At 42.7% G+C, this 19995-nt stretch carries 16 protein-coding genes; 1 reads left to right on the top strand and 15 read right to left on the bottom strand.

What is annotated here, in order from left to right; genetic code table 11:
* Positions 1-491: 491 nt before the first annotated feature.
* Positions 492-2468, bottom strand: coding sequence for a Calx-beta domain-containing protein (locus AC0J20_RS15195; RefSeq protein ID WP_473022328.1), 1977 nt, complete (start codon positions 2466-2468; stop codon positions 492-494).
* A gap of 378 nt (positions 2469-2846) precedes the next feature.
* Here AC0J20_RS15195 and AC0J20_RS15200 point away from each other — a divergent pair, with 378 nt between their 5' ends.
* Entirely contained in the window at positions 2847-3095 is a 249-nt protein-coding gene (locus AC0J20_RS15200; RefSeq protein ID WP_473022330.1) for a hypothetical protein, read from the top strand.
* 124 nt (positions 3096-3219) lie between these two features.
* On the opposite strand, the gene AC0J20_RS15205 is transcribed toward AC0J20_RS15200, so the two are convergent.
* From AC0J20_RS15205 to AC0J20_RS15270, 14 genes are all read right to left on the bottom strand, one after another.
* Positions 3220-5793, bottom strand: a complete 2574-nt coding sequence (locus AC0J20_RS15205) for a hypothetical protein (protein WP_473022331.1) — start codon at positions 5791-5793, stop codon at positions 3220-3222.
* A gap of 20 nt (positions 5794-5813) precedes the next feature.
* The gene (locus AC0J20_RS15210) at positions 5814-7559 is read right to left on the bottom strand and encodes a type IV pilin protein (protein WP_473022332.1); all 1746 of its coding nucleotides are present in this window, start codon (positions 7557-7559) and stop codon (positions 5814-5816) included.
* 165 nt (positions 7560-7724) lie between these two features.
* Positions 7725-8231, bottom strand: coding sequence for a type II secretion system protein (locus AC0J20_RS15215; protein ID WP_473022333.1), 507 nt, complete (start codon positions 8229-8231; stop codon positions 7725-7727).
* A complete protein-coding gene (locus tag AC0J20_RS15220; protein WP_473022334.1) occupies positions 8231-8692 on the bottom strand; it encodes a prepilin-type N-terminal cleavage/methylation domain-containing protein in 462 nt (153 codons plus the stop codon). The genes AC0J20_RS15215 and AC0J20_RS15220 overlap by 1 nt, the downstream gene beginning before the upstream one ends.
* Before the next feature lie 49 nt (positions 8693-8741).
* Positions 8742-9653 (bottom strand): hypothetical protein, encoded by a 912-nt coding sequence (locus AC0J20_RS15225; protein WP_473022335.1) that lies wholly within the window; start codon positions 9651-9653, stop codon positions 8742-8744.
* Positions 9654-9865: 212 nt separating this feature from the next.
* Complete coding sequence (locus AC0J20_RS15230; RefSeq protein ID WP_473022337.1) at positions 9866-12304, bottom strand: GspE/PulE family protein; 2439 nt, start codon at positions 12302-12304, stop codon at positions 9866-9868.
* A gap of 19 nt (positions 12305-12323) precedes the next feature.
* The gene (locus AC0J20_RS15235; protein ID WP_473022338.1) at positions 12324-13109 is read right to left on the bottom strand and encodes a hypothetical protein; all 786 of its coding nucleotides are present in this window, start codon (positions 13107-13109) and stop codon (positions 12324-12326) included.
* A 14-nt stretch (positions 13110-13123) separates the two neighbouring features.
* Positions 13124-14464: a hypothetical protein gene (locus AC0J20_RS15240; protein WP_473022339.1), complete on the bottom strand. Its 1341-nt coding sequence runs from the start codon at positions 14462-14464 to the stop codon at positions 13124-13126.
* A 12-nt stretch (positions 14465-14476) separates the two neighbouring features.
* Positions 14477-16006: a hypothetical protein gene (locus AC0J20_RS15245; protein WP_473022340.1), complete on the bottom strand. Its 1530-nt coding sequence runs from the start codon at positions 16004-16006 to the stop codon at positions 14477-14479.
* Positions 16007-16009: 3 nt separating this feature from the next.
* Complete coding sequence (locus AC0J20_RS15250) at positions 16010-16786, bottom strand: hypothetical protein (protein ID WP_473022341.1); 777 nt, start codon at positions 16784-16786, stop codon at positions 16010-16012.
* 2 nt (positions 16787-16788) lie between these two features.
* Positions 16789-17592, bottom strand: a complete 804-nt coding sequence (locus AC0J20_RS15255; protein ID WP_473022342.1) for a hypothetical protein — start codon at positions 17590-17592, stop codon at positions 16789-16791.
* A complete protein-coding gene (locus AC0J20_RS15260; RefSeq protein ID WP_473022343.1) occupies positions 17589-18098 on the bottom strand; it encodes a lytic transglycosylase domain-containing protein in 510 nt (169 codons plus the stop codon). Before AC0J20_RS15260 ends, AC0J20_RS15255 begins: the two co-directional genes overlap by 4 nt.
* Positions 18070-18843, bottom strand: coding sequence for a hypothetical protein (locus AC0J20_RS15265; protein ID WP_473022344.1), 774 nt, complete (start codon positions 18841-18843; stop codon positions 18070-18072). The genes AC0J20_RS15260 and AC0J20_RS15265 overlap by 29 nt, the downstream gene beginning before the upstream one ends.
* A gap of 2 nt (positions 18844-18845) precedes the next feature.
* Positions 18846-19994 (bottom strand): ATPase, T2SS/T4P/T4SS family, encoded by a 1149-nt coding sequence (locus AC0J20_RS15270; RefSeq protein WP_473022345.1) that lies wholly within the window; start codon positions 19992-19994, stop codon positions 18846-18848.
* Between the last annotated feature and the right edge of the window lies 1 nt (position 19995).

Below are 19995 nucleotides of genomic sequence, written 5' to 3' on the forward strand. Positions count from 1 at the left end.
TAAAGCAAATTTATTAGCTTATGCCAAAATGTGATCTTAAGAACAAATGCTATATCAATAAGTTTGATCATGCCCTTGGGTTTCGATATGAATACTTTATTGTTTATTAACAGCTTGTTGAATCTGAAAATATCAGGTAATACATGTGACTTTTGATAATTCCTAAACGATTCAACTGAAACTCCCGAATCCATTGAGAGTTTGTGGATAGAATCGGAATCACTATTAACGTCAATTGCCTGAAAAAATGATTGTGCCATAGGTTACTATCATTTGGATCCATGTATGTAGTTTACCCCGCAGATTACGCTCCACAATTTTGGCACGTTCATACTCTGCTATCATGCCCAGCATCTGAAGTTACATAGTCTCTTCAGGAGAGCTTCCAACAGTGTGATTCAAAAATACCACCTCTATCCCACTCCATAGCCTTCGCCTTAACGCAAAAAGCCGGTATAAACCGGCTTCTTGAAGAATATTGAACCTCTCAGTTAACGAATCACACGTCTAATCATTCCAGCGAAAGCCAGTAACAATAGATACCAGGCACTACCGCCACCAGAACCACCATCGTTGTTAGAAGGTGGGGTCACAGGTGCAGTGTCATTATCCGTCACCGTGACTGATACCTCATCATCACCAAACGTCACTCCTTCATCAGTGGAACTTAAAGAGATAGTTAACATATAGTTAGCTTCATCTGTACTATTATCTGTCGCAGTAATTGATACAGTTTTTTGTGTTTCTCCATCGCCAAATGTCAGTGAGTGAGTCACATCTGCTGTTCCATTACTGAAATCAGCCAAAAGTGACAATACAGCCTCTCCAGTACCGCCAGAGCGTGTAACTGTAACATCCACAGCACTGCCCTCTGAAATAGTTGACGCTGAAACACTTACAGAGAACTGACCTTTATTAACCACACCATCGTCATCATCAATAGTAACGCTCATATCTGCGTTATCCACATTAGCCGCCGAGCTGATCGAGATTGTTGCAGTTTCTACTCCCTCTTCAATTTCATCGTTGATTGTTTCTAACGTCAGTTCTTTAACAGTTTCTCCAACTTCGAAAATTAACGATTCATTGATTGCAACGAAATCTTCTCCAGAGGCACTACCAAAGGTAGTTGTAACATCTACCACTACCTGAGCATCGCTACCTCCCGTGCGCTCAACAGTAAACGTTTCAGAGTTCCCTTCCGTTACCAGGAGGTTTTCTGGTAGTGAAAATGTACCCGCATTTCCTGAAATAGCATTACCTTCAATAATAATACTTGCTTCATCACTTTCAGGTTGTGGAGTCATACGTGCAGGAAAAACCAATGAGGCGGTTAATACTTCATCAGTTTCCTGAATTCCGTCTTCCAATACATTAACAGTCACTTGTTTGGTGTCTTCGCCAGCTTCAAAAACAAGCTCATAAAAGCCGTCTGTATAATCCACGTTATACGCTGCTGTTTGTGATGTTACCAACACAGTAACTCGTGCAGTTTCACTTAAATCTCCATCACGAACCACTGTTAACATCGCAGCATTACCTTCACTAACCCTGATATCTGTTGAAGAAAAGCCCACCGTTCCAACTGCTGTAGTCGCAGTAGAAAAATTATTGAACCAGCCAATATCCTGCTCAATAACCGCATGATTATCTGCTTCATTTGCATCCCCACAGATTTCTCCATTATGACTTCTGTCAGGATTAGAATAAAACAATAAATCACCAGTGCCACGGGTGTGCATTACCGAGTTCACACCTCCACAAGACCACGCTCGATTGCGTGGATCGCCTGTATTTGGATTGTCAGCTTCTTCATGATCAGCACCGTAATTATGCCCAATCTCGTGTGCCAAAGTTCTCACAGAGCTATCTGTGAATTCATCCAACACAGTATTGCTTGCATAAAAACCCTCAATACCAAGGTCATTAGCGTCAGTTTCACTGGCAGCAGTACCCAGGCGCGGTTCATCGGTGTACTCCCTGATATACGTCACCATGTCTGGCTTGTATAATAGTCTAGTATCGTATTCCGGGTTGCCAAGGTTGCCAATTACACGACTTGCTAACTGATCGGCACCTACCACATCCGGGTCTTCAGGGTACATAGCCAGATCGTCTGGCACACTCACCGTAGGAGTGATAGCCACAATGCGATAGGTTACACCAAAACCCTCTTCATTATGTAAAGCTTGCACTGCATCGTACAAATAATGGACTCGTTCTACTACCGCTTGATGGCTACCCAATGCGGTAGCGTAAGTTGGTTGGTAATAAACCATAACGTCAATTGTAGATTGAGGATCTTCTGGTAAATCTCGTGCAGCAAATCCTGCGTTTGCGATTGCCATCACCGTACTTTTATTTTCAGTGATATCATCAATTGGTACATGAGATAACGCCCCCCACGGTACTAACAGTAACGTAGATAGAATGCTGCTACTTACAATACTTCTTCTAATATTTTGCATATTTTGGTCCTTTCTTAAAATCTTCTAATTTACTTCGGTTCAATTCAGCTGGTAACAATGAAACCTCTACTGCTACTGCCAGGATTTACTAATCAATTTACTGTTCCTAAGCAAAACGAATACGCCCCAAACTCTCTGTTTTACCATCTTCGAATAAAAACTGCACTGAACAAAGCACAATATTCAATCTTTATTTTCATCCTAAAGAAGTTTACGTTCGCACTCTCAGTTGAATAACTGTTTTTTGCATTGTTTAGTAGACTTTAACACAAGTACACTTATTATGCAAATAATATTCATACATTAATTGTATTTTATTTATATAATTTACATGTATAATATAAGCATCATAAATATACTGTTAATTTAGGTTCTTGAATGCAATCTCATGATGACAAACAAAAAAAAGCGGGCAGGCCCGTATCTCTGGCCCCGGAAGATTTTCGCAAAAGAAGAATATTCAATATCAGTGATAATGAGATGAAACGATTTGAAGTAATTAAGCAGCGGCTTGCTACTCAGAATATAAAGAAGGTCAGTAATGCTGCAATCGTGAGAGCGGCTATTGTTGCGTTGAATGATGTATCCGATGAGCAATTATTAAAATTAATCCTGCATGAACTATGAATCATGGTTCTAATTTGGTTTAGTGTTTTAAAACTATCCCCATGCGACGCTTTACCCCGGTCTAGTGTCCGATTAGGCAACTACACCGCCACGATAATATGGCCCTTCGTTTACCCAGACTAAATTACCTTTCTAAAAACGCTGAAACGCTGAAAGTACGTCTGTCACCTGTTGGAATATGTAAAACATCTGCTGTAGCTCGAAAGCGATTTTTAAGGGAACTACCCGCATCGACGTCGATACTACATTGATAAATTCCGGAAACACAATCCCCAGACCACTGCACCTCCCATTCATCTCGATTTGCAAATTCAAAATCCTGAACACCAAGAGCCTCTCCAACACTATAAACAACATGCTGTGTTCCCGAATCTGCAAGCAGAATACAATTATTTTGAGTCGCCTGATCAAATTCAGTGGTATCCCAAAAACATCCAGCTTTAACTTCATCGATAGGAGGGCGTTCGCCGCGATTACGAAATCTATAATTTATCTGCACACTCGCCTGAAACCCATAAACTACACCTTCAGCTGACAGTATATATTGGCCGGAGTATGTTGCGTTAGGCGGTATGTCATCGACATCAAATGTACAACTTAGTGTTCTGCTGGAGTTGGCAGGAATATCGCTTAGGTCGTTACATTGCAGATTACTTGCTGCACCGGAATTATTATCATCAATGCCGAGCGAGCACCCCCGTGTGCAATTATCAATAGTGACCGTAAAATTCCCTTGCCAATCTGGTGAATTAAAACCCTGATCATCCAAATAAGCGCTTATAAAATTTATAACGGGCGTCTGTCCATAGCATTCCTCGCTACCCACACACTGTTCGACCTCACCATAAATTAAGCCGATCTGCTCTGCGTTACGATTAACACTAGCTTTGCCTCCATAATGTGCGTTTTTATCTGTAGTAAAATCTGACGTCGCAGAAAAATTGTCGCCATTAAATATATCAGCATCAACTAAACTAAAATTAGACGCGGTTGTTGCGTTATTTCCTCTGATGTCAACGGATTTAACACTCACCATGCTTGCGTTTGTAGCTGTGATAGTTTCAGCTTTCATGCGCCCATTGCGCTGAAACTCCAGTGAAGTAATATCCATCTCACCCGTAACAACCACATCATACCCGTTTTCATTATAAAACTCAGAGCTATTCCGCAATACCACCAGCCCCGTTGTATTGAGCCTGTTCTGTATTGTGAAGGTACCTGAAGTCACTCTATCGCTGACCGTCAGTGTACCCGGTATCACATCACCGTCATCGGTAACTTTTTCCTGCACAGTCAATACACCAACTTCTAATTGCTCCGTGGTCAGTGTACCAGTAACATTTATCTGGGAGGTCTGTAACGCGGTCGCGTCATCACTATTATCAGTAAACTGAGCCACGTTCGCATTGACCGAATCTGTATCCACCGATTCGGTTACCGTAATATTACCGCTATCCTCGGCATCGTTGCGATTAACATTTATGGACCCAGACACGTCCAACAGATTATTAACAGTCACTCCGTCAGCATCTATCCCGTTAAAATTGCCCGAAGCAAATGGCTCTGTGGCTGTACCTACCCTTGTACCTGTTAACGCTGTAATTTCGCCACTGGCGGACTGTATATGGTCCGCTACCAACATACCGTTGTTCATAGCAAGGGTGCCGGCTTGTAATGCACCAGTTACCATTGTTGACGTGGTCAAGTTGTTATTCACGCTCAGATTACTTAGCCTGGCTTCACTGGCAGCGGTAGCGTCAAATGTACCGCCTACATATACATTTCCTGCGTTGGTTGTACCCAAGACTGTTACTCGACGGCCTTGAGAGTCATCACCAACACCACTATTAACAATTAGTGTATCCCCGGTAAAACTACCATCTCCTTCTGCATTGGTCACATTCAAAGTTTGTGTTTCAATTTCATCAGCACTAAACTGATTTACACCTACAATGTCATTATTCATTGCATTCAGTGTACCGTACAATGTCAGTTGACCATTAACCTGTATCGTATTTCCGGTAAGTGTAACATCGCCATCAGCTACGCTGATTTCAGTACTCTCTCCAATCCTTAAAGTTTCTGTCACCTGAATCGTCGTCGCTTGAACTACTTCTTCCGCAACAATTTGGTCAATAACAGCAATATCTGCACTCACAGAACTCGACTGCGCATCATCAGGATCTGAATTATCTTCGATATTAAAGCCGCCTAAGCTAATATCGGTTTCCAATTGAGTTCTACTGGGATCTCTGTCACTGGCGTATCGCTGCAAGCGATCGCCAAGAATATCTGATTCACTTGGAGGCCTAATACGAGTGGTAACCGCGCTACCGGCACTTTGACCATTTAGTAACAACGACGTGACAATTTCACGGACTTTAAGGTCAGCTACGTTTAACTGAAGATTTAATTCATTATTGGCATTAACAGATAACACATAATCATTACCATCAGGACCTTGCATCAAGCCAGCGCCAAACATCACCATTTCATCAGCAGTGCACCAGCGACGCAGTCCACTGTAGCAATCAAGGGCCGACTCTTGTGCCTGTTGTACCTGTGTAGCAATTGCTATTGCACGCTGTTGTGACTTATCAACCGACCGCTCTTGCGCCACATAATAAGCCCCTATACCTGTAACAGTTAATGATCCTGCCAGCATATAAGGAAGAGCGGCACCTGTCTGTCTAAGCATAATGAGTCATCCAACTTCGTCTAATCCAGATTAATACCCAAACAACCTCCTGCCGCATCACATTGCTCAAGCAATTGTCGAATGGCAGCAAGACGCCCTTCATTAGTATTTACGGAGTTGTTGGCACCATCATACCCACGGCTTGATGTTGAAAAATCGCCCGTAGCAGTATACGAACCACCGGTATAATTGGTACTGGCCACACTGGCAAAATCCAATATCCTTGCCGCACTTTGTCCATCGATACTGTTAAATACTGTCAATGTATCTTCAATAGTTGTACTACCAGTCAATGTCATGTTCTCACCCGTGATAGATGTTGCATCAACTGTCCTTGCAATGGCAGTATCAAACTCAGCAGTGCTAGCTTTAACCCCATTTGAAACGGTGCTACCTGTTATCTCAGCATCTTTCGCTTTGAGTTCGTCTGTATTAACCGTATTTGCTAAAACCGAATGGGCAACCACAGTATCAAGATACGCCTCGGTAGCAGTGATGTCAGTAGCCAATATTGAGTTGAACTCACCAGTTACGGCGGTAATAGTTCCCTCAAGATTAATATTAGTGGCATTAACTATTGCGGCCTGAACTACATTTGCAGTTACCCCTGCTGCAATGACGTCACTAGCGTTTAAATTGCCAAAATTACCCTGAGTATAGGTCAGACTATTACCCGTTAATGTATCAATGGAACCACTGTTCGCCTCAACTCGATCTGCAGTCAGCCTCCCGCTCACAGTCGCGTCACCATTAACAGTTAATGTGCTTCCGATTACCGCTGTCCCGGTAACAGTTTGACCTTCTACTGTTATGTTATTAAATTCCCCTAAATTAGCGCTAAGGACACCGTTTTCCAGGATTGTCAGGTTAGTTGTACTCAGTTCCTGAGTCACACTCAATTCATTATTAATCGTTAAGGTATCAAATGTCTGAACGTCAAAATCAAGCTGATCCACAACCGCAGTCCCAGTCACTCTCATGTCACCAGTTGTAACATTGCTCGCACTTAGGACCCCTACATTTTCCAGACTGTTACCATTTGCGTTAATATTTCCATTAACACTCAGCGCACCATTAACATTAACATTGCCTGCATCAATGATTAAATTAGTGCCATCAGATCTAATTGAGTTATCCCCGAATTCAATGGTTTCGGAAACTTCCAGCACTGGCGTTTCAATACTCGTTGTTACGGTCAAAGAAGTAACATCAACATTACTAACGTTGAGCTCACCAATATCGGAAACGTTAAACCCATTTGCATCGATATGAGTTTGCATCTGGTTTAGTTCCGGACGCCCGTCTACCTGCACCCTATGTAGTTGTTGAGCTGCAATCGTCGCGATAGATGGCACTGGCGTGACTACACTAACTGTATCACCAGCTCTCGTGGTTGCAGACATTTTGCGATTAACCCGGTGAGCAAAGCGATTATCATCAGTATCCAATGAAATTTGATAACCATTCGCGGTTACAGTCCCGCTATAAGTGGTATTAAAAGGAGAGGTAAAACTACGGGTATAATAAGGTGCCAGTTCGTTTATGTTGTTAGGATCCCTCAACGTCTCTGAATAAAACCGTCTGTATGCCTGACGCAACGCTTTAATGTCTTCCACGGCCACATCAGCCCGCTCATCCATTATTTGCTGTTGTTTGTAGCCAATCGCATATGAAGCTATAACACCGGCAATAGCCAGCACTGACGCTAGCTCAATTAACGTAAAACCCGCTTGTTTTCCACTAAGGCCTCGTTTGTGTAACATCATGCTGACATATCTCTCGTAGGATAGGTATTTCAAGGCATACATTATACATGATGTGCATAACTATTATCAATTATAAAACCGTCATTCTCGCGTTGAATTGTATGCGGTTTTATAAAAGGTATATTTTATAATACTTATGCAGTGAGATTGAGTAGTTTGACGATCTTAACAGCGAGTGTCTCCAAACGCCCCTTTAAGGTCTTGTAAACCGGTGAGATCTTCTGTGCCGGCAATGGTTGGTTTGTACAACCAGGTGATTTGTAGCCCCACTGAACTTGCGTTATCTGCATTAGCCGCTATTCGGGTAGCCAACGCAGTCGCATCAACAATAGCCGACACCTGCATTGACACACTTACAGTACCAGGGTTTAACACCGATACACCGAATTCATCAGCTAACGGTGTTAATAACGACCGGTCATTCATTAAGTGAGATTCGGCGACTAAAGCCGCCACATCAGGTTGAGGGAACGGGGACTCATCACAGTGTGCCAAATAGTAACTATCCAGCGCTTTACCCAGCAAATCAGCAATATAATGAATACGAGCATACTCGTCTATCTGTTGTTGCTGCCGTTGTTGAGAGAGCAGGCCACTGACGATAAAACCAGCCACAGCCAGAACTATCGTCAGTTGCACCAATGAAAACCCGGCCTGACGGCTGGGGGTCATCAGGTGCTTCCCATAGTCATTGATAACGTGCCAGCAGAATAGCTGGGCGTACCCACCGTAGACGACTGTTGTGACATCTCACGAGCCAATCTATTGCCGGCATCATCATCATCAATACCAGTTACCGTCAAATCAATCTGTGTTACGTCACTAGAATTTACTGTCACTGTAATCGCACCTGCCCATGGGTTGCAGTTGGTACATGTTCCCCAATCATCAGGGAGGTAACCATCGCTGTCCAGCGCAGTCATACTTATACCTGTCATATCTCCATTAGGTGGCGCCCAACTTTGTGCATACCCTAGCAGTGCATTTAGTTGCGTCTTGGCGGCATCTACTTTACCACCGCCTAAAAAAGCCTGTAGCTGTGGCAGCATCGCCGCAACAAGTATCCCGATTATAACCAGCACTATTGCTAATTCTATCAGGCTAAAGCCGCCTTGCCGCTTCATTGTTCTCATGTTGTTATCCTCGCTTGTTTTAAAAAAAATTATTTGATATCACTATTATTTACACGGCACTCACAGATTGAGTTACCAACGCAAATCCCACAAGTAACGTGCCGCCATACCATAAAGCAAACATCCACGCTGCCATCTTTAAATACATCAAAGTGTTACCCAGAGCTAAATCCACTTCTTTTTCCGCATAATTTGCAATATCAAGCAATACTCTGATACGAGCTTCATCATTGGCCTGTCTTGATACAGTAAATAAACGGGATACTAATCGTTTAGGTAATAACCCTACGTCTAAAAGGTTACCAATATTATCCTCACCTTGATGCAACTCCCCCTCCATGAGGCTGACATAATCTTGAAGATATTTGCTACCATTGTCATAGGCGATTCTGAATGCACGCTGGTCACTTTCTTTCGCTGTCTTTAACACCACATAAAGTTTAAAAAAACGAAGCGCCTGTAAGCTTTTGTATATTGAAAAAGGCGGCAATTTGTCCAGAACTTCCCGAAAGCTCCCTGTATAATTTTTCATTCGATTATTAATAAACCAAAACCCACCAACCAAAATTATCAAAATGATTACAATATTGTTGTACACCGTTTGACTCATGGCATAGGCCTTTTGGCTGGGCTCCGCCCAGTTAGACACAGCTGTAAATTCAGGAAACCCCATCCAATTAATAGAAGCCAATAACAGATAAGCAATTGTAGCCCCTGAAACCATCACAGCCTGTGTTTTTACACCGCCAAAAAGCGACTGTACAAATGATTTATGCTTTTCTTCTTCTTTGCTGTAGATATCTAGTACATTCTCCAGATTACCTGCCTGCTCACCAGCTCTAAATATCTGTACAATGTCGTCATCGAACCAATGTCGCATTCCATATGAAGCATTGTGACCTTCATCCAGACCATTTTTAATAGCCTGAGCCACGTATTTTTTTAATGGATTATCATTCACTGCGTCCACACCGTCGATTATAGCTTTACAAGCCTCAAAATGGCTCGAAGACATGAGGAACGAGTAGTAATCTTTAATAAATTCATACTGTCGAGACCGATTAAATAAAAAGCGCCGCCAGTACTGTTTAAAGTCCCTCAATTTTAAGACATTGGTAGCAATTCTATCTCCAATGTACCGTAAATCCTGCTGTATAAAGCTGAACAACGCCTTCATTCTTTATCACTCAGACTTTGCTTATATCGCTGCAGTATCTCATGTAGAGGTTCTTTTTGTGAGCTTTCTCCTTTAACGGTTTCTTTAGAAGTCTCACTACTCTCCAGTAACGTTGTACTAGTTAAATCGCCCTCATCATCAGCAATATTGTCAGCCATTCCAGGGTTAGCATCAGGAGCATCTTCCGTATTGCTATTATCCGGCTCTGTAACATTTTCCATTCCTTCTGTGGAATTGGCAGTTTGGTCAGGCGTAGTGCGATTATCTCCCTTTACCGAACTTCTGAGAGGCTCATACTTTGAATCATCTGCTTCAGGTTTACTTAAGGAGGTGTGATCATCCTGGTCTTCAAAACTTCTGGGAATAAATGCATGCGTTTTTTTTGCGACATTATTATCTGATGTCTCTGCAGATTCATTATGAGCCAGGTTTTCAGCTTCACCTACCTCTTCTGACAATGTTACATTCACATCTGAATGGATTTGATTTTCCACCGATGAATCCGATGTGTCGTGACCACTTTTTTCATTGTTGTCATCAGTACCGTGTAAATCTTCCGCTTCTGTGGATAAACGCTTTATACTCACAATTTCGGAGCCAGCCTTATTGTTGGCGATATCATCAATATATTCATTTTTAGCAGTTTCACATAAGCCAGTCTTAGCACGATCCTTCACACCAGACTTATAGAGTGCTGTTTCAGAAATGTTCTGCTTTCCACTATTTGGTTGTTCGTAAATAACGCCCCGATTAAAAGTGACCTGGTCTATTGGAACTTCACCGTAGGCTTCATTATATATATTTGATTCTTCTGCAAGTTCAAACTCGCCTTTAGCATAGTTAAACACCGCGTCAGGCGTATCTTTAGTGTCTCCCAATAATGAAAATAAATCTCCAGGATCTACGTTGCCACTTTTGACTTTCTCAATCCCATGATCTCGCATCGACCTCCACCCCATATTACGCATATGGCGTTCCATTTCCCTCACCTGACCTTTAGCTAGAAAACGGCGACTGACACCATCTAACACTAATATCTCACCTACTGGCTCCCGTCCCTTTATGCCCGTTTGACCACATCGCACACAACCTTCAGGGTTTTTAACTTTTACCTTACCAAACTCAGGATGAAACCCATCCAACTTACATTTACACAACTTTGGCAACAATCTCTGTGACATAAAAGCTTTAATCAGTCCTGGAAGCGCCTGAACATCGTAGGTCACCCCGATCTTATCAAGACGCTGCGGAGCAGAGAGTACATTTGCTGCGTGTAATGTTGAAACCATAAGATGACCAGACAAAGCAGCATTCACCATGTCTTCACCGACCTCAGCATCACGAACCTCAGCAATCCCGATAACCTTAGGAAACTGTCGTAAAGAACTTTTAATGAACTTCTTCAATGTCAGGTCATTCTTGATATTCACGGCCTGCTGGTGAACATGTGGATGATCAATTATATATTCCACCGGGTCCTCAATGACCACCAGTTTTTTATTTCCAGCCATATATTCATACAGCGCTTTAATTGTGACGGTTTTACCTTGTCCGGTCGGCCCCACCAGCAACACAATACCATCAGGCTGTTTTGACAACCATTTCAGCATCTGTGTTGTGACTGCATCAAACCCTAATTCATCAATTGACCGGGAATCGCTTTGATTCTCGCGAATTATCCTTACCGATAAGCTATATCCACCGTGACACGGTACTCGCTCGGCACGAAGACGCACACTCTCTTTTTCTGTGCGGCCGTTTCGCTCAACATATATCTGTTGTTTGATTGTGGTAGATATAATCTTTTGTTCATGCATGTCCGCTTCAGTACCTTCAGATTCAGTCTGAAGTACCGCAGAAACCATCCGATGTGCGTCATTCTCACTCAGATGGAACTTTTTCGTCATAAAGTTATCAACTGAAAAGGCATAATAGCTACCTCTATTACGCTTAACTATATTAAAATCCGAGGCCCCAAGCGACACTCCCTGCTCTACCACCTGTGCGAAATCTTCCTTTGCTCGCGATTCATTAACGCTGGTATCGTTACTAAGTTCTAGTTCGGTCTCAAAAGCTTGCCGCCCCTCACGCTGTAACTGCACAATTGTGTCAAAAGAAGCAATTTCACGGTTAACATTCTCGAATTTCTTCTCTTTAACCAAAGACACCATGTTTTGCACTTCCATTCGATGCCGGTCATACGTTTCACGAGTGGATAACACAACAGCACTGTTGGTATCTTTACGTACTAATGCGACTATAAACGCATTGTTTTCCTCTTTCTTTGATCCATCACCACGCAATGCTTCTGCACGTTCAACAAGCGATAAAATCGGCTCATACCCTTCACTTAAATAATGCGCATCATCCTTTGTTTGTTCCGATTTCTCTTCAACGGCATCAAAGGATTCAAACAGTTCTTCAGGATTATTCATCTCGCTCACCTTTTATATGTCAAAGAGTAATACAACGACTACGTTTGCACAGTTCTACCGTTCTATCCTGTTTAACGGTTGCTTCGATGTTACCAAACAGACGCTCACCACTTCTCACACTCAGGTTTCGATTGTTGACCCGCAACAAAATTGTATAATTTTCACTGTCGGCCGACTTTGTTACCCCTCTCAAAGCAAAATCTGATAATTCGACTTCGTCAGTTTCTACCGCAGTCACGACTTCACTATTTACCTGCCCGGCGGTTATACCTGACAAGTTGTTGGGTTGAGTACTTACACTAGTCTCTTCAAGCGATTCGAGACCTTCTTCTTGCAGTCTCTTCAAACGTAACCGATATTCCAGTTCTTCAAACTCCATTTTGGAAATTTGAGTGCGAGCTTCTTGGATACTAAGCTGCTTTTGAACCAAAGGTTGTTGTGTTGTCAAATCTAAGTTAGTAATGGCTGCGCGCTTATCAGGATGGCTATTAATATAATCTTCCAGCACTTCATCAGCGCTTTTTCCAAGCTCTACTCTGGGTGGCGCTGGTGTTTCTACTACTCGACGAACTTCCCCGTTTATCGTTTCCAGCCGCCCCTGAGCTTGTTTTGCTTGTGCATTTTGCCCCGAATTATTTTCCGCTCTAGCTTGATTTGCCGGAGGGGGCGGTACTTTAGTTGATTCAAACATTCCCAGTCGCCACATCCATACAGGCAATGCTATAACTATAGCGACCACTAAAAAGGTCACTTGCTTTTTAGTCTTATCTTTATCCTGCGCTTGCTTTGCTTTGCCCTTTGCCATTACTGACACTCCTATTAATTCTGATCACCGTGGATCTTAAACTCAAAATTACCGCTAACCCGTCCATCGGAAATGCTGTATGAAGCCCCCCCTACCGAAACAGGCAAAGCTTTAAAAATGTTACCAATAAGCAGAAAATCACTGAAATGAACCCCCTGTAAACTGACCTGAACATTCATAGTTTTCCATTTATCAGATACAGTATCGTAATCAATTACCCCTACGTTCGCATTCGGGATAAAAGTTGAAAAGCCATCATTGATCAAGTGATACACTTCATTGATGTTGTATATTTGTATCCCGTCGTTCACGCCAGGGCCGCTTTGTTCAAACACTGGAATATTTGCACCACTGACTGCCACCATAACCCCTTTATTAGTGACGTCCAGCGCCGCGGCAAAACCGATAGCCAGCGACAAATTCCTGACTTGTTCATGTAAATGAGCTAACAAGCCACCCGTATTTTGTAACGTATACACAATCGCTTTCGAAGGTGAATACTCTACCCTTACAACCTTCCAACCAACGAGGTTATTGTTAAACAGGGTGTGAATATTGTATTCCTGTTTCATTCGGTTATAGGCCTGTGGATTACGTATACTGGTGACCGCCTCTCGATATGTTTTAAAATCATCCCGCTTCACAACCTTAATTTCTTTTGGCTGCTGCGCCTGATAAACCAGTACGCTCCCAACAAGCGCAGCGATTACACCAGCAATGATAAACAAACCCAATCCAAATCTTTTTGGACGCAGGCTCTTACCCAAATTGCGTATATGCTGATAAGCAATTTCATTGGTTAAAATAATTGATTCAGTGAGAGGTTCCCTGCTAGAAACGTACTGTATTTTAGTTTCGCCAAATAGGAACTTAATCTTATTTTCATCGGCAGCACGTAAACCTGAAGACTGTACCTTTATCTTCTGCTCTTCACCTTTACCCTCTCTCTCTATCCGTTCTTGCAGCTTTCCAATATTTAATCGGATATCGCTAACAATATCGGGAAAGCTGGCAATCTCATCAATTATCAGCTCCCCTCGCAACAGTAAAACAAAGATATAAGCATCTTCCATATCACCTTGTTCAGTGGATTCTACATATACAAAAAAATCCAAATCTTCATACAACGCCAGTAACTTCAGTGCAAAATCAAAATAAAATATTTTATCTTCGTTGTTTTGCTCTTTGATCAGCCCAACCGTCGATACACGATCCGTCTTATGCAAGGTGAAATAGTTTAGATCTTGCTCTTCAGCAATATCAGTAACTTTTTCTTTCTGACCAACACCTTCGATCACTTGGCGATAAGGGGATATCACTAGTGACATATTGTCAGCTCGTGTGATGATTTCCATCAGTGCTTCCTGTTATTGACGAATAATTTGCGGTGTAATCATGATCAAAGTGTCAGTGTACTGATTGCGGCCAAGTTTCTGGCCCCCTAATAACATCATGCCAGTACTTCTTGTTTCATACTCACTGCGTCGTTCTGATATGCCACCCAGTAAAATTGTCTCGCCATCTTTAGCATAAAAGGTCTGAAAAAATTCATTTTTACTTTCTTGCGGAGTTTGAATAAGACTGCCGCCGGAGGTCACACTGTCTATTCGCACAATGTCACTGAACTTGTTCGAAATCTTACCCACAATGGACATATCGTCCAGGTTAATATTGGCTACAGCATACAGTTGCAAGCCGGTCTGAATTTTACCTGGAATCAATATGTTACTATTCGAATTTGCGGTTTGATTACTACCGGAACTAGCCAAATATGTAACATCTTCACCTTTGACAATCTGCGCCACTTCGTTATTTGTTACCAAAACAGAGGGTTCGGTAACGTTCAGAACTACACCGCGCTGCCGTAACGCCCGGATCATTGCCTCTGAACCTGAATACTTCCCTTCATTGCGCGTATAAGTTAAAACTGTCGGTGTCAGACCACTAAGTAAGTTCCCAGAAAAGCCCGTGGTTACAGTAGCAATGCCCCCCGCCTCAAGCTCACTCACAACTGCATTCCAATCGATACCAAACTCATCGCCTTTATCGTTGTCAAAATCAACAATCTTGATATCAAGGTATACCTGCGCGGTAAGACGTTTATTAACATCTTTAACATATCGCGTTATATCTGCTACATTGCGCGGCAAATCCCGTACAAACAGTGTAGACGTCGCCATATCGACGTTTACATAACCATCATCAGTTTTTAGCTCGTTCAGTGTTTCAATAATCTGTTGGAAATTATCCTTTTGAGTAGCTGAAAAGTTAGTAAAACTACTGTTATCAATACTGGATTCGGTAACCACCGTGGAAAAACTTCCACCACTGTCCGAAGAAGAATTAGTATCTGCATTTTCATCCCTGCCAATTAAGAAATTGGCTAGACCTGGGATACCTGAAATATCTAAATGGGCAATTTCATATTTACTCCATGTCACGACAGAGCCTTCCAATGTATATGATAAACCCGTCGCCAATTTTATTTTTTCCATTGCATCACCAATCCGCCCGTCATGGACTAACGAAAAGCGCATCAGTTTAGGATCAATGTTATCCACATAGCGTGTGTTTACATCAAACTTGGATTGTAAATCCAACATAAACTCACCAAGCGTGTAATCATTGAAACGGAAAAACTCTTCCACAAAAAACCAGGATGGTCTATTTTGCTCCGTCGGTGTCAATTGAGGGACATAAAACTCATTTACACGATGAATATTGCTGAGCGCGTGTTTTTTTGGGGCGAGTTCGCGAGCTTTGCTAACCTCCTTAGTACCCTCTTTTTCTATAATGCGCTTAGTCTTCCCTGTTAAAATATCCGACGCTGTACAGCCCATTAAGCTTGCCATTAACACAGCTAATGCTGCGAATTTAAAAGGACGATGTTTCTTCATGTTTTAGTTATCCTTCTTGACCACAACAAAGTTATTGTCGTAAAAATAAGCCGCAGCTCCGTAACTCTTTAATAATCTGGCCAAAATATGATCGTAAGTAGCACCGCTAACCTTTATAGCATTTGGCCACATTTCATTTTCATCCAGTTGCCAAACCAAACTCGGACTGTGAATGAAATGATCAGCAAGCAATTTTTCAATCTGCCCTTTAATAAGCCCCCTGTTCAATTGAAAGTGCACTTGTTCTGAAACAACTTCATCAGTACTGTCCGCCAACATCGGTGTGTCGTTGGGATCTGTTACTAGTGGCATTTGACCCGTCTGCGCCGCAGCTTTACCGTAATCACGTAAACCCTCAACATCGAAGCGCCTGTCTGTTTTTTCAAACCACCCCTTAGCAATTACTGTTACCGGGACGTCCTCTTCAATGTTGGATTTCTCTCCTTCACACAACGGTTTATCCACTTTTGCGCGTAGTGCAATTACATTATTCCGATAAATACAACCCTGTAAGTTCAGTCCCTTGAGCACCTTTACTGCAAGCTCCTCGGAAGAACTACCACTTACCCGCGTGTTAAAACGGTTTACTCCTGTAATGCTCTTCTCTAGCAGAACCTGTTTACCTGGGTAAATCGTACCGAAATAATCCGCAAGTACAGTTCTTAATTCACCTTCATCTACATCAATAAAAATTGTATCCTGTTGAGGCTGAGCAAATACACTGCCTCCCATCACTGCACCGGCGACAATGCTTGCAAACTTAACTAGTTTCCGTTGCATGGTTATCTTACTCCACCCATTTTGGTCATTTTCAGATGCAAGACTTCGGTATTGCCATACACCTCAAACTCGTACTGTATATTTCCCTGCCCATCTAATATGGCAGTCAGTTCATCCACATCCTGCTGCACCGTGTCACCATTTAACTGAATAGCACTATTAAGCTTAGGCGCGGAAACAAACCCATACTTTTCAACTACTACACCGTAATTCCACTTTTTCATGAAGTACGCTTTTATGCTTTCTTCTAATATTCCGGGATAAATAGATAAATCGAACACCGCATCTTCAACACTGATCATGGTGTCACGGACATCATTTACTTCCACAAGAGGTGCGTTAACCCGACTCTTGCTTTTGGCAATCTCCCGCTTCAAACGAGCCCCATCGCTGAGTCGCGCATACCTTGAAGTCATTTGGTATAGCTCCCGTGCCCGTTTAACCTGCGAATTAATCACCACCGCGCCTTTGCCTAAGATATCGTCTGGATAAGTAGCAATCACTGTTTTTTCCGCCCCATCCACGATAAAAGACATCCCCTTTGCTTTTCCAATAGCATCCAGATTATCTACCCACAATAAGCCCTCTTGAAAGCTTACTGGTATAGGCTCTATCTCATTGGCTTCGAACTGCATCACCCACCCTTTGGGTATCAGCTGCTGCCCGACACTGGCCATCGCATAATTATTACCACTTTGACAAACCTGCCCATTCTCTTCAATAAATCGCTCCTGGCTTAGACACGCTGCTGACACGTTTCCTGCCGCAGCCATACTAACCATAAACACTGTGGCCAATGTCCTCATTGCACTGTCTGCCTCATTCTGATCACCCTTTTCTTTACTGCATCACGATATCGCCAGTGATGCCGGGGATGCTTCCCCCGTATATCATAATGATAATTTCCAACACCTTGCCAAACATCATTAGCTTGCTTGATCTCAGTGGAAACCAGGTGTGCTGCTGCCAAAATACTGGCGCACGGATTAAATATGGTTTCCTCTAAATCAAATGGAAAGTGCTTTAATTCTTTTTCCCTAACGGTATTGATATGTGCAACACCATGGTCAAAGGTGCCGTTATTATTTCGCTTAACCGGGTTCTTATACCCACGTTCCTGACCTAAAATACCCATCAATACTAACTCATCTACACCTTCAAGTTGCGCGGCTAATTTGACACAGAGTTTATGCGATGCAAGTTCTGGTAAGAACTCCTGATATAACAAATCTCTCTGCCCATCGGACAATGTCAGCGCTTGCGCGATCCCACTTAATAGGTAACTAACACAAAAAATCACGCGAACCATCATTAACTCTTAACGTTTCTTCATTTAATGGAATTTCCGACGGAAACCCAGCGAGTTTTCGAAATTGCATCCGGACAGCTTTATTGCGCAGTTGTGCTTCATAGCACACATCAGTACGCCATCGGACATTCAAAAGCTTACTGGAAGCCTGATAATAAACCTCAAATCCATACAATCTCCCCAATGTAGCTAACACATCGGCAGTCGTATCGGTTTCGGAGAACCAGTTCACTCGCATCGCTTTTAATTCTGAGTGCTGGAATACGGAAACCCACTGGCTAGGCAAAATAATTTTCAAAACGTCCTCAAGACGTGCATCACGCCCAACCCCTCTAAGTGGCTCCCCTAAAACACCTGTTGATGGGGGTTCGACTGGACTAGCAGGGATCTCAATAATTTCTACTGCCCTTAAGTCCCCTGTGGGCATTATGCTTGCACCTAGCACTGAAAACACTATGCAAGCTTTGAGATACCGCCTTACAACTTCTCTGCTGGTAACTCTGTCACGTAGAGGAAGTACATGAACTGTTCTGTCACTTTTAAGCATCCCTTTGCGGTAGCGACGCATCGCTTCCGTCAATGTCAGTCCTTTCATTGCACATAGGCGCGTCAATGTAAAATCAATTATGATTATCCAATAAGCGCCTGACACCATAATCCAGCTTATGAGCACATAGAAATACCACCACTTAACATAGGGGTGCTTTAAACATAATTCATTATTCATGTTAGACCAGTGATCATCCATAATTAACACCCTGACAAAATCAATCTGTATGTTTTTTCTGTGATTTCTCCCGAGTTAAACAGCTTCTCAGCGTGACTCTGCATAGTCTGGCCATACTTATGTACACACTCCTTCAAAACCACGTAGAAATCTTTCCATTTTGCGCGCCCTAACGCTTCGCGAGTCCGTTCGTCAACGACTAATATCTCCTGAACAGGAATGCGCCCATCACCTGCTTTCGCCAGATACTGTACTACCATCAATCGTGTTTCTTCCATCATTTCACGGGCCTTAAACTCACGAACATCTTCGTCATACAAGTTTGCAATCCGCCTAACTATCTGCCAGATACTGTTGGCATGCACAGAACTAATCACCAGGTTACCAATGTTAGCCGCCTGCAGAACCGCGTCAGCTGTTTCGACATCACGAAGTTCACCCACTACGACAACGTCGGTATTCCGTCTAACCGCATTACGTACCCCTTGGGCAAATGTCTTGCAATCCTTATGTGGACCAACAGCTTGTGGGTAAATCTCACTAAATCCCTTATCTGTTTTATCATGCACGTATTCAATAGGAGCACTATATTCGGCTATAACTAAGTCCCTGGAGTGATCTTCAAGCATCTCCTTGATGCCCGCATGCATCAGTGTGCTCTTACCTGAACCAGTTTCGCCACCAATGATAACCAGCCCCTTGAGACTCGCAAAGTTTTGCCGAATGTCCATGGGAGTTTTAAGATCATCAAAACTGGGCACCACATCACTGATTGCCCTCATCGTAAGCACAACCCCTTTGTAGCCAAAGGGCGCCCTGTAGCGAACACCATTAACCCTAAACCGGTACACTTCGCGATTACGGGGATCCTCAGGATATCGCTCTATCTCAATATCATCATCTAATTCTTCACGCGCCGCCGATAAATCAGACCATGCCGATGCACTAAAGTATTCTGTAACAAAATCCTTAAGTTCAGACTCGCTGATTTTCTTGTGAGTAGCCGGATAGATTGTCGCCATTGATTTAACTTTCACCACATCGCCAATGGCAATTATGATATCCTCAAGCTTATCGCGCTGGATCATCTCCCGAAGCAAACCTTTCATATCCTCTGGCCGATAAACAGTCTTAGGATGTTTTGTAATAAACTTCTCACGATTAATTTTCATA

The sequence above is a fragment of the Planctobacterium sp. R6 genome, from assembly GCF_055755215.1.

What these genes read in the sequence shown, in the direction of transcription:
- AC0J20_RS15195 (WP_473022328.1), bottom strand. Translation starts at nt 2,468, where the DNA reads ATGCAAAATATTAGAAGAAGTATTGTAAGTAGCAGCATTCTATCTACG.
- AC0J20_RS15200 (WP_473022330.1), top strand. Translation starts at nt 2,847, where the DNA reads ATGCAATCTCATGATGACAAACAAAAAAAAGCGGGCAGGCCCGTATCT.
- AC0J20_RS15205 (WP_473022331.1), bottom strand. Translation starts at nt 5,793, where the DNA reads ATGCTTAGACAGACAGGTGCCGCTCTTCCTTATATGCTGGCAGGATCA.
- AC0J20_RS15210 (WP_473022332.1), bottom strand. Translation starts at nt 7,559, where the DNA reads ATGATGTTACACAAACGAGGCCTTAGTGGAAAACAAGCGGGTTTTACG.
- AC0J20_RS15215 (WP_473022333.1), bottom strand. Translation starts at nt 8,231, where the DNA reads ATGACCCCCAGCCGTCAGGCCGGGTTTTCATTGGTGCAACTGACGATA.
- AC0J20_RS15220 (WP_473022334.1), bottom strand. Translation starts at nt 8,692, where the DNA reads ATGAGAACAATGAAGCGGCAAGGCGGCTTTAGCCTGATAGAATTAGCA.
- AC0J20_RS15230 (WP_473022337.1), bottom strand. Translation starts at nt 12,304, where the DNA reads ATGAATAATCCTGAAGAACTGTTTGAATCCTTTGATGCCGTTGAAGAG.
- AC0J20_RS15235 (WP_473022338.1), bottom strand. Translation starts at nt 13,109, where the DNA reads ATGGCAAAGGGCAAAGCAAAGCAAGCGCAGGATAAAGATAAGACTAAA.
- AC0J20_RS15240 (WP_473022339.1), bottom strand. Translation starts at nt 14,464, where the DNA reads ATGGAAATCATCACACGAGCTGACAATATGTCACTAGTGATATCCCCT.
- AC0J20_RS15245 (WP_473022340.1), bottom strand. Translation starts at nt 16,006, where the DNA reads ATGAAGAAACATCGTCCTTTTAAATTCGCAGCATTAGCTGTGTTAATG.
- AC0J20_RS15250 (WP_473022341.1), bottom strand. Translation starts at nt 16,786, where the DNA reads ATGCAACGGAAACTAGTTAAGTTTGCAAGCATTGTCGCCGGTGCAGTG.
- AC0J20_RS15255 (WP_473022342.1), bottom strand. Translation starts at nt 17,592, where the DNA reads ATGAGGACATTGGCCACAGTGTTTATGGTTAGTATGGCTGCGGCAGGA.
- AC0J20_RS15260 (WP_473022343.1), bottom strand. Translation starts at nt 18,098, where the DNA reads ATGATGGTTCGCGTGATTTTTTGTGTTAGTTACCTATTAAGTGGGATC.
- AC0J20_RS15265 (WP_473022344.1), bottom strand. Translation starts at nt 18,843, where the DNA reads ATGGATGATCACTGGTCTAACATGAATAATGAATTATGTTTAAAGCAC.
- AC0J20_RS15270 (WP_473022345.1), bottom strand. Translation starts at nt 19,994, where the DNA reads ATGAAAATTAATCGTGAGAAGTTTATTACAAAACATCCTAAGACTGTT.